Source organism: Actinomycetota bacterium (genome assembly GCA_016700055.1).
Taxonomy (GTDB): domain Bacteria; phylum Actinomycetota; class Acidimicrobiia; order Acidimicrobiales; family Ilumatobacteraceae; genus Kalu-18.
In genome coordinates, this window is sequence record CP064997.1 from 292232 (window position 1) to 307035 (window position 14804).

Annotated in this window: 15 protein-coding genes; 4 read left to right on the plus strand and 11 right to left on the minus strand. The window is 70.4% G+C overall.

What is annotated here, in order from left to right:
• Window positions 1–2 precede the first annotated feature (2 nt).
• Both IPM43_01440 and IPM43_01445 read left to right on the plus strand, forming a co-directional pair.
• Complete coding sequence (locus IPM43_01440; GenBank protein QQS25083.1) at window positions 3–1127, plus strand: knotted carbamoyltransferase YgeW; 1125 nt, start codon at window positions 3–5, stop codon at window positions 1125–1127.
• Window positions 1124–2680 carry a M20/M25/M40 family metallo-hydrolase gene (locus tag IPM43_01445; GenBank protein QQS25084.1) on the plus strand — a complete coding sequence of 519 codons (1557 nt, stop codon included), beginning with the start codon at window positions 1124–1126 and terminating at the stop codon, window positions 2678–2680. Before IPM43_01440 ends, IPM43_01445 begins: the two co-directional genes overlap by 4 nt.
• Before the next feature lie 15 nt (window positions 2681–2695).
• Here IPM43_01445 and IPM43_01450 read toward each other — a convergent pair whose 3' ends face one another.
• Window positions 2696–3940: an acyl-CoA dehydrogenase family protein gene (locus tag IPM43_01450; GenBank protein ID QQS26289.1), complete on the minus strand. Its 1245-nt coding sequence runs from the start codon at window positions 3938–3940 to the stop codon at window positions 2696–2698.
• A 76-nt stretch (window positions 3941–4016) separates the two neighbouring features.
• Here IPM43_01450 and IPM43_01455 point away from each other — a divergent pair, with 76 nt between their 5' ends.
• Complete coding sequence (locus tag IPM43_01455; protein ID QQS25085.1) at window positions 4017–5753, plus strand: thiamine pyrophosphate-binding protein; 1737 nt, start codon at window positions 4017–4019, stop codon at window positions 5751–5753.
• On the opposite strand, the gene IPM43_01460 is transcribed toward IPM43_01455, so the two are convergent.
• From IPM43_01460 to IPM43_01485, 6 genes are read right to left on the minus strand one after another with little or no spacing between them, the layout of a single operon-like run.
• A complete protein-coding gene (locus IPM43_01460; protein ID QQS25086.1) occupies window positions 5741–6511 on the minus strand; it encodes an SDR family oxidoreductase in 771 nt (256 codons plus the stop codon). The two genes, IPM43_01455 and IPM43_01460, sit on opposite strands and share 13 nt — an antisense overlap.
• Before the next feature lie 19 nt (window positions 6512–6530).
• On the minus strand, window positions 6531–6995 hold the full coding sequence (bfr, locus tag IPM43_01465) for a bacterioferritin (protein QQS25087.1): 465 nt from the start codon (window positions 6993–6995) through the stop codon (window positions 6531–6533).
• A 10-nt stretch (window positions 6996–7005) separates the two neighbouring features.
• Window positions 7006–7209 (minus strand): (2Fe-2S)-binding protein, encoded by a 204-nt coding sequence (locus IPM43_01470; GenBank protein ID QQS25088.1) that lies wholly within the window; start codon window positions 7207–7209, stop codon window positions 7006–7008.
• A gap of 44 nt (window positions 7210–7253) precedes the next feature.
• The gene (locus IPM43_01475) at window positions 7254–7979 is read right to left on the minus strand and encodes a metal ABC transporter ATP-binding protein (protein QQS25089.1); all 726 of its coding nucleotides are present in this window, start codon (window positions 7977–7979) and stop codon (window positions 7254–7256) included.
• The gene (locus IPM43_01480) at window positions 7969–8838 is read right to left on the minus strand and encodes a metal ABC transporter permease (GenBank protein QQS25090.1); all 870 of its coding nucleotides are present in this window, start codon (window positions 8836–8838) and stop codon (window positions 7969–7971) included. Before IPM43_01480 ends, IPM43_01475 begins: the two co-directional genes overlap by 11 nt.
• A complete protein-coding gene (locus IPM43_01485) occupies window positions 8835–9740 on the minus strand; it encodes a zinc ABC transporter substrate-binding protein (protein ID QQS25091.1) in 906 nt (301 codons plus the stop codon). The genes IPM43_01480 and IPM43_01485 overlap by 4 nt, the downstream gene beginning before the upstream one ends.
• A gap of 95 nt (window positions 9741–9835) precedes the next feature.
• On the opposite strand from IPM43_01485, the gene IPM43_01490 reads away from it, so the two are divergent.
• Window positions 9836–11059 (plus strand): cytochrome P450, encoded by a 1224-nt coding sequence (locus tag IPM43_01490; protein QQS25092.1) that lies wholly within the window; start codon window positions 9836–9838, stop codon window positions 11057–11059.
• A 1-nt stretch (window position 11060) separates the two neighbouring features.
• Here IPM43_01490 and IPM43_01495 read toward each other — a convergent pair whose 3' ends face one another.
• The 4 genes from IPM43_01495 to IPM43_01510 are packed head-to-tail and all read right to left on the minus strand — an operon-like array spanning window position 11061 to window position 14676.
• Window positions 11061–11930, minus strand: a complete 870-nt coding sequence (locus IPM43_01495; GenBank protein QQS25093.1) for an NAD(P)-dependent oxidoreductase — start codon at window positions 11928–11930, stop codon at window positions 11061–11063.
• Window positions 11931–11950: 20 nt separating this feature from the next.
• Window positions 11951–12736, minus strand: coding sequence for an SDR family oxidoreductase (locus IPM43_01500; GenBank protein QQS25094.1), 786 nt, complete (start codon window positions 12734–12736; stop codon window positions 11951–11953).
• 13 nt (window positions 12737–12749) lie between these two features.
• Window positions 12750–14129, minus strand: coding sequence for a glutamine synthetase (locus tag IPM43_01505; protein QQS25095.1), 1380 nt, complete (start codon window positions 14127–14129; stop codon window positions 12750–12752).
• Window positions 14130–14154: 25 nt separating this feature from the next.
• Window positions 14155–14676, minus strand: coding sequence for a CarD family transcriptional regulator (locus IPM43_01510; protein QQS25096.1), 522 nt, complete (start codon window positions 14674–14676; stop codon window positions 14155–14157).
• Window positions 14677–14804 lie beyond the last annotated feature (128 nt).

Consider the following 14804-nt stretch of genomic DNA (forward strand, 5'->3'; position numbering starts at 1 on the left):
GCGTGGGCACCGAACTCGACCCCGACAGCATCGACGCGCTCGACGGGCGGAGCCTGCTCACCACCGACGACTGGTCCACCGCCGAGCTGCGCACGTTGCTCGCCGTGGCCCGGCGCCTCGCCGAGATGGACCGTGGCGGAGCAGGCACCGAGATGCTGCCCGGCGAGCTCGCCTATGCGGTGTTCTTCGACAACTCGACGCGCACCAAGTCGGCATGGGCCGGCGCCGCCGCCAGGCTCGGCATGCACCCGGTGATCGTCGACGGCACGTCCACCCAGGTGGCTCACGGCGAGACGGCCGCGGAGACCGGCGCGATGCTCGGCATGAACGCCCACGCGCTCGGCATCCGCCACGACCTGATCCTCGGCGAGGGCAACACCTTCATGCGGGCGGTGAAACGCGGCATCGACGACTACCTCGCCGCCACCGGCGACACGCGGGCGGTGCCCGTGGTGAACCTGCAGTGCGACGTCGACCACCCGACCCAGACGCTCGCCGACCTGCTGTGGCTGCAGGAGTACTTCGGCGGTGATGTCGCCGGGCGCCGGATCACCGTCTCGTGGGCGTACTCACCGAGCTACGCGAAGCCGCTCTCGGTACCCCAGGGCCTGATCACGTTGCTGCCCCGCTTCGGCGCCCACGTCACCCTCGCTCATCCTCCCGGCTACGACCTGTCGCCAGAGTCACTGGCGAGGGCCGCGGCGAACGCCGTCGCCGGCGACGGGTCGCTGCGCACGGTGACGTCGATGGACGAGGCCTTTGCCGGCGCCGACGTGGTGTATCCGAAGTCGTGGGGCCCGCTCGCCCTCATGACCGAGCGCGTCGACGCGAACAGGTCCGGCGACACGGAACGGATGCGAGAGATCGAGCACCGAGCGCTGGAGCGAAACGCCGGGTACCGCGACTGGATCTGCGACGAACGCAAGATGCGGCTCACCGACGACGCCTTGTACATGCACTGCTTGCCCGCCGACGTCGGCGCCGAGGTGAGCCCGTCGGTGATGGAGAGGTTCAAGGTGCACGTCGCGCGCGAGGCGCAATGGAAGCTGTACGTGGTGATGGCGCTGCTCGCCGCGGCGAAGGTTCCCCAGCTGGGCCGCCGCCTGACCGCGGAGGGGCCACGATGACCGAACCCGCCGTGCTCGATGCACGCGTCGCCGAGCTCGCCGAGCGCTACCGCCCGCTGGCGGTGCAGATCCTGCGCGCGGCGATCCGTGTGCCGGCCGAGGTCGTCGACCTGCCCGCCGACGAAGGCGGCGATCCCGAGGCCGGGCTCTCGAACCACGAGCAGGCGCGACTCGCGCTGCTCCACGCGGCGATCGTCGACGTGCGCGCGGTGCAGCACGCCGACGACGTGTCGATCGACGAGTTCGGCAACCTGGTGTGGGTGGTGCAGGACCCCTTCGACGGCATCGCGCCGGAACACAAGCGGGTGGTGTACTTCGACGGCCACTGCGACACCGTCCAGGCGCTGCGCGCCCAGTGGACCGCGAAGCTGCACGGCACCGTCGACGCCTACGACGGTGCCGGCGCCATCCCGCCAGACCCGGCGGCCCTGCGCGAGCAGCTCGGCTGGGTGCCCCCAGACGACGAGTGGCACCACCTCGTGTTCGGCCGCGGCGCCGCCGACCAGCTCGCCGGGGTGGTCGCCCAGATCGTGGCGACGAAGATCCTGCTCGAGCTGGTCCCCGACGGAGCGCTACGGGGGACGATCGTTCGCTCCTACGCCACGGTGGCCGAGGAGGACAACGACGGCGGCGGACCCCGCCACCTGATGACGAGCGTGCTACCCGGTGCCGCCGCGGACCTGGTCCCCGACGTCGTCGTGCTCACCGAGGGCACCGGCGACGCACGCCACGGCGCCCTCGGCATCTACCGCGGTCAGCGAGGACGGATGCAGATCGAGGTCAGCGTCACCGGTCGCTCCTGCCACGGTTCGATGCCGGAAGAGGGGCTCAACCCGCTGGAGCACGGCGGCGCGATCCTGGCCGAGGCCGCTCTCCGCCACGAGCGTGGGGAGGGATTCGTCTCCCACCCCTTCCTCGGCCGCGGCACCCGCACCGCGTCGTGGTCGCGCCTCGACACGCCGAGCGACTGCGCCGTGCCGGAACGGTTCACGTTCCGCTTCGACCGCCGGCTCACCGTCGGCGAGACGCCCGAGCAGGCGCTGGCCGACGTCGAGGGCCTGGACGCGGTGCAAGCGGCCCGCACCGCCGGGCTGAGCGTCGACGTCAGCGTGCCCCACTACCGCCAACCCACCTGGCGCGGCCACACGGTCGACAACGAGCAGGTGTACCCGGGGTGGATCACCCCCGAGGAGCATCCCGCGATCGTCGCCGCCGTCGACACCTACCGCGCCGTGGTCAGCCCGCACGTCACCGAGCCAGAAGGCGGTGCCGGCGGCGGCTCGCTGCGGCGCGAGCCCCGCGTCGGGCACTGGATCTTCTCCACCGACGGTGTCGGCTTCCCTGTCCCGGCAGACGACACCACGATCGAGGTTCCCGACGCGAAGCGCTGGGTGGTGTCCGGCCCGGTCAAGCACCCCGCGATGTTCGGGATCGGCGCCGGCTTGGAGCAGAACACGCATCGCATCGGCGAGTACGTCGACGAACGCGAACTGCAGCACGCGATCGCGGTCCTCGCTCGCTACCCCGCCATGTACGCCGCGCTCACCAGCTGACGCGGCCGCACCGCGTCAGTTGCCGAAGTCCCAGGACTCGCCCTTCGCGAACCGGCCGAGCACGTTCTTGGCGATCAGGATGCGATGCACCTCGTCGGGCCCGTCGGCGATGCGCAGCGTCCGCGCCCCCATGTACATGCCCGCGAGGGGCAGATCGTTCGACACGCCCGCGGCTCCCCACACCTGGATCGCCCGGTCGACCACGCGCGTGTACGCGGCGGGGACGAACACCTTGATCGCCGAGATGTCGGTGCGCGCCCCGTCCATCCCCTGGTCGGTCTTCTCCGCGGCGTGGATCGTCATCAGCCGCGCGGCCTGGATGTCGATGTAGCTGTCGGCGATGAAACCCTGGACGAACTGCTTGTCCTGAAGCTTGCCGCCGTGCACCTCGCGCTTGGCGGCCCGCTCGACCATCAGGTCGAAGGCCCGCCACATCTGGCCGACGGAGTTCATGCAGTGGTAGATGCGCCCCGCCCCGAGGCGGTCCTGCGCCGCCTGGTGGCCCTGGCCGACCTGGCCGAGAGCGTTCTCCAGCGGGACGCGCACGTCGTTGTACTTCACCTCGCAGTGGTCGGACTCGGAGCGGCCCCAAACGCCGATGCCGCGCACGATCTCGACGCCCTTCACCGCCGTGGGCACGATGATCTGCACCATCGGGCCGACCTTCGGGTCGGTCTGGCCGGGCTCGCGGACGCGGCACATGACGATGAAGAAGTCGGCATCGATGCCGTTCGAGGTGAACCACTTGTGGCCGTTGATCACCCACTCGTCGCCGTCGCGCACCGCGCTGGTGTCGAGCGAGCGCGGGTCGGAGCCGGGGTTGTGCGGCTCGGTCATCGAGAACCCGGACTCGAGCGTGCCCTCGATCAAGGGCAGCAGCCACTTCTCCTTCTGCTGCTGCGTGCCGTACTTCACGAGCACCGACTGGTTGCCCGAATTGGGCGCGACGACGCCGAACAACGACGCCGCCCCGATGGCGTACGCGAGCACCTCGTTCATGTACGCGTGAGCCAGGAAGTCGAGGCCCATGCCGCCGTACTCGGCGGGCAGGTGCGGCGCCCAGAGGCCTGCCTGCTTGACCCGCTCCTTGATCTCGGCGCGCAGCTCGAGCGTGGATGCGTGGTCGCCCCACGATTCCTCCGTCGCGCGGCGCCAGAGGCGCGCCTCGTTGGGCAGGATGTACTCGTTGACGATCTCCGCGGTGCGCATGCGGATGTCGTTGATCCGCTCGTCCAGCGTGGCGATCGGCTGACAGTTCATCGGCATGTCGGCGAGGCTACGTGGCTCGGGTCCTAAGGCTCTAGTGCTGCTCTCCCCGTCGGCGGAGCATCGCCGGATGAAGCGACATGGGGGAGAGCTGCTGGTCGACACGCTCCAGCGCGCCGGCATCGACACATTGTTCACGCTGCACGGGGGGCACCTCGATGCCATCTTGCAGGCGGCGGCCGAGGCAGGGATGCGCCTCGTCGACACCCGCCACGAGCAGGCGGCGGGACATGCCGCCGACGGCTGGGCACGCACCACGGGGCGCCCCGGCGTGGCGGTGGTCACCGCCGGACCCGGGTTCACCGACTGCGTGACCGCAATCGCCAACGCGCATCTCGACGCGGTGCCGACGCTGTTCATCGCCGGCGCGGCGCCGCTGCGCGACGCCGAGACGCTGCCCCTACAGGGCGGTATCGACCAGGTGGCGATCGTCGCGTCGATCACGAAGTGGGCGCACCGCATAACCCACACGCACCGCATTCCCGACCTCGTCGCCCGCGCCCTCACCATTGCGTGCACCGGTCGGCCCGGACCGGTGTTCTTGGAGATCCCGATCGACGTGCTGTTCGCGTCGGCCGAGCACGAACCGGCGATCGGGCTGGAGACATCCCCGTCACCACCCGCACCGACCGCCGCCGCGGTGGTCACCGCCGCCGAATGGCTCGCGGCCGGCGAGCGACCGGCGATCCTCGCCGGTGGCGGCGCCTGGTTCTCCGGCCTCGGTGACGAGCTGACTCAGCTCGCCGAGCGCTTCGGCGCACCGGTGTTCGCCAACTCGAAGGCGCGGGGGATGATCTCCGACGTGCACCCCCTTTCCGGGGGCGGGTTCACGAACCTCGCGATCGCGTCGATGGGCGCAGGCGGACCCGACGTGGTGCTGGTGCTCGGGGCCCGTCTCGGTCTGTTCACCGGTGGACGCAGCGGTTCGCTGATCCCGGCGGACGCGAAGGTGATCCACGTCGACGTCGAGCCCGAGGAGATCGGGCGCAACCGCGACGTCGAGCTGGCGATCACCGCCGACTGTCGCGAGACGGTGCTGGCGCTGCTCGCGGCGACGGCGGGTGCGGCACCCCGCGAGCACACGCAGTGGCAGCAGTCGATCGCCATGGTGCGTGGCGCCGGACAAATGATGTTCGCCGAGCAGATCCAGAGCACAGAAGCCCCGATCCATCCGTACAAGCTGATGGTGGAGCTGGCCAAGGTGCTGCCCGAAGACTCGATCGTCGCCGCCGACGGCGGCGAGACGGCCGGATGGATGGAGATGGCCGCACGCGTCCACCACGGCGGGCACTGGATGAGCCACGGATACCTCGGATGCCTCGGCACGGGCATGCCGTTCGCGATCGCCGCGCAGGTGGCCCACCCCGACAAGCGGGTCGTCTGCGTGGTCGGCGACGGATCGGTGGGCCTCAACTTCGCCGAGTTCGACACGATGGTCCGCCACCAGCTGCCGATCGTCGTCGTCGTCAACAACGACCAGCTGTGGGGCATGTCGGCACACGGCCAGGACCTGATCTACGGCCGTGACAAGCGGGTGGCGACCGAGCTCGGCTTCGTCCGCTACGACCTCGCCGCGGCCGGGTTCGGCTGCCATGCCGAGTGCGTCACCGAGCCCGCCGAGCTGCCCGGCGCGCTGGAGCGGGCGTTCGCGAGCGGCAAGCCGGCATGCGTGAACGTGATGACCGACCCCGAGGTGATCTCACCGGTGACGATGGCGCTGGTCGGCAAGCTCGGCGGTGACGACGGCGAAGGTGCCGACGGCGAGGTGGTCGTGCCCTACTACGACAACCTGCGTCAGACCCCGTAGCCACCGTCCACGTCCAGCTTCTGGCCGGTCACGAAGTCGGCCCGGTCGGAGGCGAGGAAGCACACCGCTTCGGCGACGTCCACCGCGTCGCCGAAGCGGCGGAGCGCGATGTTCGACCTGGTCGCGGCGAGCGCTGCCTCGTCGAGGTCGCCGGACTCGATCAGCCGGCGGGCCATGCCGTCGGTGAGCATGCCCGGCCCCACGCAGTTCGCCCGCACCCCGAAGCGGCCCTCCTCGGCCGCGATCGCGCGGACGAGCGACTCGACGGCACCCTTCGGCACCGACGACAGGCCGTCGCGCACCGGGAACCGCGACGTCGCTGCCGTGGTGACGGCCACGAGGCTGCCCCCCGCCGCGCGGAGATGGGCGAGGCAGTGGTGCACGAGGCGGAAGCAGGCGCCGACCTCGGCGTCGAGGTGATCGGCCATCTCGGCCGGGGCGACACGGCTGAGGTGGCGCTGGGGTACGTGGGGGCCGGCGGCGTGGACCACCGTGTGCAGCCCGCCGAACTCGGCGACCACCTCGGCCACCAGCTCTCGCACCGCGTCGTCGTCGCCCAGGTCGACGGCCACCGCCAGCCCACGGGAACCGGCGGCGTCGATCGCGGCGAGCACCGCGGACGCGGCCCCCTCGTTGTGCAGATAGGTGAACGCGACGTCGCTGCCCCGTTCGGCCAACATCTGGCAGATCGCGGCGCCGATGCCGCCGCTGCCACCGGTGACGAGGGCCGCCCCCGAGCGGTGCGAGAAGTCGTCCAATGCCGGGCGCGCCAGGCGCTCAGAGCTGCTGGGCGAGGTAGTTCTGCAGGCCGATCTGCTCGATCGTGTCGAGCTGGGTCTCCAGCCAGTCGGTGTGCTGCTCCTCGGAGACGAGGATCCCCGCCAGCAGCTCCCTGGTGCCGTTGTCGCCCTTGGCCACCGCCAGCTCGACCCCGCGGTTCAACCGCTCGATCGCCGCGTACTCGAGCGCGACGTCGGAACGGAACTGCTCCTCGACCGTCTCGCCGACCTTCAGCGGGAAGAGACGCTGCAGGTTGGGCACGCCGTCGAAGTACAAGATGCGCTCGATCAGCATCTCCGCGTGCTTCATCTCGTCGATCGACTCGGTGCGGACGAACTGCTCCAGCTTGGTGTAACCCCAGTCGCCGCACATCTTGGCGTGGATGAAGTACTGGCTGATCGCGGTCAACTCCGCCGACAGCACGTCGTTCAGAGTCTCGAGGATTTCGGGGTCACCCTGCATGTCGGGCAACCTAGCGCCCGGCGAACGCCCCCGCGACTCCCACAGGCACCCACACCTCGGCCTCGGCCAGGAGCTCTTCGAGCGAGGGCCGGCAAGACCCGCAGGAGGTGCCCGCCTGGCACGCGGCGCCGATCTCTTCCACCGAGCGCGCCCCACCGTGGATGGCTCGCCGAATGGCACGCTCACTCACACGATGGCACTGGCACAGGATCATCGCGAACTCCCACTCACTAGATCTGTATAGCAACCCTAACAGTACTAGTGACGCTCGGTAAAGCCGAACGCGGCGCGCAGGTTCTGATCGGTGAGCACCTCGTCGGGGGTGCCGTGGGCCACGACGCGGTGGGCGAGCAACAGCACCGAATCGGCCGATGCGGCATCGCTCGTGTCATGGGTGGCCATCACCACCGCCACCCCTCGCGCCCGCTCCTGCACCAGCACGGCATCGAGCGCCTCACGCCCCGCGATGTCGAGGCCCGCCGTCGGCTCGTCGAGCAGCAGCACATCGGCCTGCCGGGCCAGGGCCTGGGCCAGGTGGGTGCGCTGTTGCTGGCCCCCGGACAGCTCGCTGAGCGGCGTGTTCGCGAAGCCGTCCACGCCCATGCGCGCGATCGCCGCGCGTGCCGCGGCCCGGTCGGCGGCGCCGGTTCGCTTCCACAGCCCGAGCGCGGCGTAGCGCCCCATCGCCACCACGTCGGCCGCGCGCAGCGGCAGCGTGAACGACGACGCCGGGTGCTGGCCGAGGTAGGCGACCCGGTGAGGCAGTGCCCCCGGGGACTCTCCGAGCACGGTGACCGCGCCCGAGACAGGGGAAAGCAGCCCGGCGAGCGTCTTCAGCAGCGTCGACTTGCCCGAACCGTTCGTACCCATCAGGACGAGCATTCCCCCCGGCGGGACGTGCAGCGTCAGGTCGGCCACCACGGTCTGGCCCCCGTAGCCGACGTCGAGGCCGGCAGTACTGATCGGCGACTGCTCAGTGGGCATGGCCGTGATCGCTCCCTGCACCGGCCCGCACGACCGGCTGCGACCGGCGCAGCTCGACGGCGGCGAACACGAGGACGAAGATGCCGACGGCGACGGCGACGATGCTGGCGCTCGCCGCGAGGCCGGCGTGGTACGACACGAGCAGACCCGCGTACGTCGACACCGAGCCGCACGCCGCGGCGACGAGCATCATCGAGGCCACCCTTCTCGCGACGAGCGCCCCCGTCGCCGCGGGGGCGACGAGCATGCCGAACACGAGCAGCGTCCCGACCGACTGGAACGACGTGATCACCGCCACCGCCACCATGGCGAGCATCACGTTCTCGTAGAGCCTGACGCTGAACCCGCTCGTCTGCGCCAGCTCGGGGTCGACGCAGAGCAGCAGGAACGGTCGCCGGCACACCCACGCGGTCACGCCGACCAGGGCGACGGCGCCTGCCTGCCACGCCAGCTCGGAGAGCCCGACACCGAGCACCTCACCGAACAGGATCCGGGTCAGGTCGCCCGAGAAGCTCCCCGAGCGCGAGGTGATCATCACCCCGAGCGCCAACATGCCGGCGAAGAGCAGCCCGATCGCGGTGTCCCCCGACAGCCGGGAACGCCGGGTGACCACCGCGACGCCGCCCATCATCACCGTGGTGCCGATCGCCGCGCCGAGCAAGGCGGGCAGCCCGAGCAGCAGTGCTCCGGCGATGCCGGGGAGCACGCCGTGGGCGAGGGCGTCGGCCACGAACGCGAGCCCGCGCAGCACGACGAACGTGCCCACCACGGAACAGACGAGCGCGACGAGCACCCCGGCGGTGAGCGCCTGGCGGAGGAACTCGTTGTCGACGAACGGGGCCACGAAGAAGTCGGTCATGAGGTGAGCGCTTTGGCGATGTCGCCGGCCAGCCGGCGCATGAACCCGGCGTAACCGGTGTCGCCCGGCAGCAGGTGCGTGGCCAACTCGACGAGGGGCACATCTGCCTCGGCGGCGATCTGCTCGGCGAGGTCGGTGGATGTGCCGAGCTCGGTGAAGATCGCCCGCGCCCCTTCGCTTACGACCAGCTCGCGCAGCTCGGCGAGGTCTTGCGCCGAAGCCTCGGCACTCGAGGACAGGCTCGGCACCACGGCCGCGATCACCTCGCAGCCGAAGCGGTCGGCGAAGTAGCCGAGCGATTCGTGACCGGTGACGAGGCGGCACTCCCCCACTCCGATCGGCTCGAGGATCTCACGCACCTCGGCGTCGAGCGCGACGAGCTGGTCGACCAGTGCGGTTGCAGATGGGCCGAGGTCGACGCCGAGGGCGTCGCCGAGCGCGGCGGCGAGCGCGGGCACCATCTCGGCCATCGTCGTCGGATCGAGCCACACGTGCGGGTCGCCGGCTCCGTCGCCTACCTGACGCACCTGGACGTGGTCGGCGACTTTGAACACCAGTACTCCGGCGTCGGCCACGGCGTTCAGCGCGTCGAGCATGCCTTCTTCGAGGTCGAGGCCGTTCGCGACGACGAACCGGGCATTGCGCAGAGCCTCGATCTCGCGCGCCGACGGTGAGTGGTGGTGCGGGTCCTGGCCGTTCGGCACGACCACCCTCACCCTGGCCTCGTCACCGACGAGATCGGCGACCAGGTCGCCGAGCACCGCGTACGTCACCACCACCTCGTCAACCGCCTCTTCCACCACCGCGCCGGGCGCGCCACCGTCATCGCCACAACCCGCCGTCGCCGCGGCGAGCACGGCGGCGAAGGAGACGAGGAGACCGATCGAGGAGGTGGCTGCCATTCTCCCTCAGCAAACCCAGCAAAATGGGAACAGTTCTCACTAGTTCTACCGGCTCCGACCGTCGCCGAGCAACGCCCGCGTGCTTACATGACCCGATGAGCGCCGCCGCCGAGCTGCTCTTCGACCCGTTCGACCCGGCCTTCCGCGCGGATCCCTACCCGTTCTACGACCGCCTGCGCGCCGCGGCGCCGGCCTACTGGACGCCAAGGGGCAACGTCGTGCTCTCCCGCTACGACGACGTGGCCTGGACGCTGCGCAGCAACGACTTCAGCCGTGACGTCGAGGCGACCGCCAACGCCCCTGCCGACCCGCTCGTTCAAGCCATGCGTGACCGCCGCCGCGCCCGCGCGAAGACGATCCTCAACCTCGACCCGCCCGACCACACCCGGCTGCGGCGGCTGGTGTCGAAGGCGTTCACCCCGTCGGCGATCGAGCGGCTGCGCCCACGGGTGCAACAGCTCGTCGACGACGTGCTCGACCGCGCCGAGGAGCGGGGCACGATCGAGCTCGTCGACGAGCTCGCCTTCCCGGTGCCGTTCCAGGTGATCTCCGATCTGCTCGACATGCCCGTCGACCGCGCCGAGGAGCTGCGCGGGTGGAGCCAGGTGATCACGTTCGGGCTGGAGCCCACCGCGACGCTCGCCGACCTCGACGCCGTCGACGCCGCGTTCGCCGAGCTGATCCCCTACCTACTGGAGGTGATCGAGCGTCGCCGCCACGATCTCGGCGACGACGTGCTGTCAAGCCTGATCCAGGTGGAGGAAGAGGGTGACCGCCTCGACGTCGGTGAGCTGATCGCCTTCGTCACGCTGTTGTACATCGCCGGTCACGAGACCACCGTGAACCTGATCGGCAACGCGACCTTGGCGCTGCTGCGCCATCCCGACGAGCTGGCGCGCTGGCACGACGACCCCGCGCTCGGCCCGCAGGCGGTGGACGAGCTGCTGCGCTTCGACGGGCCGGTGCAACAGACGGTCCGTGTGCCCACCACGACGGTGCGCTACGGCGAGGGATCGACCGCCGTCGAGGTGCCCCCGGGCACCATCGTGACCACCCTGCTCGGCGCCGCGAACCACGACCCGGCGGTGTTCGACGACCCCCACGGGCTGCACCTCGAGCGCCCGAACGCTCACCGCCACCTCGCGTTCTCGGCAGGCGTCCACTACTGCCTCGGCGCGAACCTGGCCAAACTCGAGGCCGAGGTCGCCCTCGGCTCGCTAGTGCGCCGGTTCCCCGGGCTCCGCCTGGACGGCACGCCGACGTGGCGCGACCGGTTGACGATCCGCGGCGTCGACCACCTGCCCCTCGCCGTGCGTTGACTCACCCCTGCAGCAGGTGCACGAGGCTGCTCGTGTCCCAGCGCAGGCCGCCGCCGGCGACCACCTCGGCGTAGAACTGGTCGACGAGCGCGGTCACCGGCAGCCGGGATCCGTTGCGTCGTGCCTCGTCGAGGCAGATGGCGAGGTCCTTGCGCATCCACTCCACCGCGAATCCGAACTCGAACTCGCCACGGGCCATCGTGTGTGCGCGGTTGTCCATCTGCCAGCTCTGCGCCGCGCCCTTGCCGATCACGTCGACGACGCGGTCGACGTCGAGCCCGGCGCGTTGGGCGAAGGCCACCGCCTCGCTCAGCCCCTGCACCGTGCCGGCGATGCAGATCTGGTTGACCATCTTCGTGAGCTGCCCGGCGCCGGCCGGACCGAGCCGCTCGCACGCCCGGGCAAACGCGACGATCACCGCGCGGGCGGTCTCGAACACGGCCTCGTCGTCGCTGCCGCACATCACCGTCAATGCGCCGTTCTCGGCACCTGCCTGGCCGCCCGACACCGGGGCGTCGACGAACCCGACGCCCGCGGTGGCGCACGCCTCGGCCAGCTCACGGGCCACCCCCGCAGACGCGGTGGTGTGGTCGACGAGGATCGCACCAGGGCTCATGCCGGCGAGCGCGCCGGCGTCGCCGAGTGCCACCGCCCGCACGTCGTCGTCGTTGCCGACGCACATCATCACCACCTCGGCACCTTCGGCCGCCGCGCGTGGCGTGGGCGCCGAACGCCCACCGTTGGCCGCTACCCACTCGGCCGCCCTCCGCGCGGTGCGGTTGTAGACCGTCATTTCGTGGCCGGCCCCGGCGAGGTGGCGCGCCATCGGCGCGCCCATCACTCCCAGACCGCAGAACGAGATTCGTGCCATCGGGCGAGTCTGCCCGATGGCTACTCCCCGACGACGTCCTCGGGCGTGGTGTAGGCGGCGGTGATGCCGCCGTCGATGACGAGCGACTGGCCGGTCATCCAGCTGCTCTCGTCGGAGGCGAGGAACAGCGCGCCGGCGGCGATCTCCTCCGCCTCGCCGAAGCGGCCCATCGGGATGTGCACCAGCCGCCGCCGACGGCGCTCCTCGTCGGTGAGAAAAGCGGCGAGCAGCGGGGTCATCACCGGACCAGGGCACAACGTGTTCGCCCGCACTCCCCGGAGGGCGTAGACGACCGCGATCTCGCGGGTCATCGCGAGCACCGCACCCTTCGACGCGGTGTACGCGACCTGGGGTGTCGCCGCTCCGATGTGCGCGACGAAGCTGGCGACGTTGACGATCGAGCCCCTGCCGGCGGAGAGCATGACGGGCAGGGCGTGCTTGCACATCAAGAGCGTGCCCAACACGTTGATGTCCATCGTCCGCTTGTACACGTCGATCGGCGTGTGCACCGGATCGTCGTCGCCGGGCAGCATCACCCCGGCGTTGTTGTACAGCACGTCGATCCCGCCGAAGGTCTCCACGGCGTGCGCGACGGTGGCCGCGACGGCGTCCTCGTCGGTGACGTCGCAGCGCACGTAGGTCGCCTCTCCCCCACGGGCGGCGATCGTGTCGACCACCTCGTCGCCGTCGACGACGTCGGCCACGACCACCCGAGCGCCCTCAGCCGCGAACAGCTCGGCGCCGACGCGGCCCAGCCCCGCCGCCGCGCCGGTGATCACCGCGACCTTTGCCTCCAACCGACCCATTCGACCCTCCGCCTCAGATGCGCTCGAAGTAGCGGCGCAACTCCCAGTCGGTGACCGCGCCGTTGAATGCCTGCCACTCGGCACGGGCCATGGTCAGCAGATGGTGGTGCACCTCGTCGCCGAAGCACTCGCGGGCGGCGTCACTGCGCTCCCACAGCTCGATCGCTTCGACGAACGTCGCCGGGACGCGCTCGATGTCGGTCGCGAGGTAGCCGTTGCCGGCGAACGCCTCACCCAGCTCCAGCCCGTGGCGGATGCCGTACAGGCCGCCCGCGATGGTGCCCGCGAACGCGTGGTAGGTGTTCGCGTCAGCGCCGGGGATGCGGCACTCGACGCGCTTCGACGCGCCGTGGCCGACCACCCGGAAGCCGAGCGTGCGGTTGTCGAGGCCCCAGCCGACGCCGGTCGGCGCCCACGAGCCGGGCTGGAAGCGCCGGTAGCTGTTGACGGTCGGCGCCCACAGCAAGGAGAACTCCCGGGCCGTGGCGACGAGGCCGGCGAGGTACTGGCGGAACAGGTCGCTCATCCCCTCCGGTGCGCCCTCACCGCCGTCGAAGAGCGCCTCGCCGACGGAGAGGTCCCACAAGCTGGAGTGGACGTGGCACGACGAGCCGGTGTCGGCCATCGACCACTTCGCCATGAACGACACGCTGCGACCGTGGGCGGCGGCGATCTCCTTGGCCGCCGTCTTGTACACGTGGTTGCGGTCGGCCATCTCGACCGGCGTGGTGTGGTCGAGGTTGATCTCGTGCTGTCCCCGTCCGGCCTCCCCCTTCGAGAACTCCACCGGCACCCCGGCCGCCTCCAAGCCCCGACGGATGTCGCCGATGACGTACTCGTCGAGCGTCGTCGCCAGCACGTGGTAGTCCTGCACCCACGGTGAGTGCGGCCGCAGATCGCGGTAGCCGCGTTCGAACGCCTCGGCGTAGCTGTCGCGGAACAAGAAGAACTCGATCTCGCTCGCCACCAACGCCACGTACCCGAGGGCGGCCGCCGCTTGCTCCTGGCGGCGCAAGACGGTGCGCGGCGCGACCTCGATCGGCTCACCGGTGTGCACGTCGAGGAGATCGCACATCACGAGCGCCGTCTTCGGCACCCACGGGGTGATGCGCACCGTTTCCCAATCGGCCCTGGCCACCATGTCGCCGTAGCCCTGCTCGTAGCTGGCGAAGTGGTACCCGGCCACGGGCTCGTTGTCGACGTCGCAGGCGATCAGGTAGTCGCAGTTCTCGGTGCCGGCGTCGGCGACTTGTTCCAGGAAGAACCTCCCGGTCGTGCGCTTGCCGACGAGACGGCCGTAGAGATCGGGGAAGGCCATCACGACGGTGTCGATCTCGCCCGCGGAGATCTTGACCTCGAGCTCTTCCCGGCTGACGTGGATCCGCGCACCCATGGTGGCACCGACCCTACGCCAGCGCTCAGGCCTTCTTCTTGGTCTCCTTCGGAGCCCTCAGCACGCCCTTCGCCAGAGCGTCGTCGAGGTAGCGCTCTGCCTCCTCCGACGACACCTTCAGAGCCGGAGCGATCTCGGAGATCAGGTTGATCCGCGCCCGCTCGTACATCGTGCGCTCGGCGGCGGAAAGCGAGGCGTCACGGTTGCGCGCCGCCAGGTTCCGGACCACCTCGGCGACTTGGTAGACGTCGCCGCTCTTCAGCTTCTCCTGGTGGTTCTTGAAGCGGCGGCTCCAGTTCGACGGCACGCGCGGATCGGCCTTCGCGAGCACGGCGACGAGGTCTTCGAGCTCGTCGGGCGACACCGGCGGGCGCACCCCGACCTCGTCGGCCTTGGCCACCGGCACGGAGAGCGTCATCTCGTTGATGACCGTCCGCAGGATGAGATAGTCCTGCACCTCGTCGAACATCGTCATCTTCTTGGTTCCCTGCACGATGCACGCCCCGTGCTGGGGATAGATGACGGTGTCGCCCTTCTTGAACTTCACGCCGTGCACCTCGTGTGGTCGCCCTTGCCCGTCGATCGAGGATAGAGGCAGACCCGGCCGAATCCGCACCCGACCCGCACGTCGGGACCATCGCCCCTGGCCCGCCCGGTCACTCGGTGCGACCCTCG

Bases quoted from the DNA above. Each gene is read 5' to 3' on its own strand.
- IPM43_01445 (QQS25084.1), top strand. From the start codon at position 1,124: ATGACCGAACCCGCCGTGCTCGATGCACGCGTCGCCGAGCTCGCCGAG.
- IPM43_01450 (QQS26289.1), bottom strand. From the start codon at position 3,940: ATGAACTGTCAGCCGATCGCCACGCTGGACGAGCGGATCAACGACATC.
- IPM43_01455 (QQS25085.1), top strand. From the start codon at position 4,017: ATGAAGCGACATGGGGGAGAGCTGCTGGTCGACACGCTCCAGCGCGCC.
- bfr (QQS25087.1), bottom strand. From the start codon at position 6,995: ATGCAGGGTGACCCCGAAATCCTCGAGACTCTGAACGACGTGCTGTCG.
- IPM43_01470 (QQS25088.1), bottom strand. From the start codon at position 7,209: ATGATCCTGTGCCAGTGCCATCGTGTGAGTGAGCGTGCCATTCGGCGA.
- IPM43_01475 (QQS25089.1), bottom strand. From the start codon at position 7,979: ATGCCCACTGAGCAGTCGCCGATCAGTACTGCCGGCCTCGACGTCGGC.
- IPM43_01480 (QQS25090.1), bottom strand. From the start codon at position 8,838: ATGACCGACTTCTTCGTGGCCCCGTTCGTCGACAACGAGTTCCTCCGC.
- IPM43_01485 (QQS25091.1), bottom strand. From the start codon at position 9,740: ATGGCAGCCACCTCCTCGATCGGTCTCCTCGTCTCCTTCGCCGCCGTG.
- IPM43_01490 (QQS25092.1), top strand. From the start codon at position 9,836: ATGAGCGCCGCCGCCGAGCTGCTCTTCGACCCGTTCGACCCGGCCTTC.
- IPM43_01495 (QQS25093.1), bottom strand. From the start codon at position 11,930: ATGGCACGAATCTCGTTCTGCGGTCTGGGAGTGATGGGCGCGCCGATG.
- IPM43_01500 (QQS25094.1), bottom strand. From the start codon at position 12,736: ATGGGTCGGTTGGAGGCAAAGGTCGCGGTGATCACCGGCGCGGCGGCG.
- IPM43_01505 (QQS25095.1), bottom strand. From the start codon at position 14,129: ATGGGTGCGCGGATCCACGTCAGCCGGGAAGAGCTCGAGGTCAAGATC.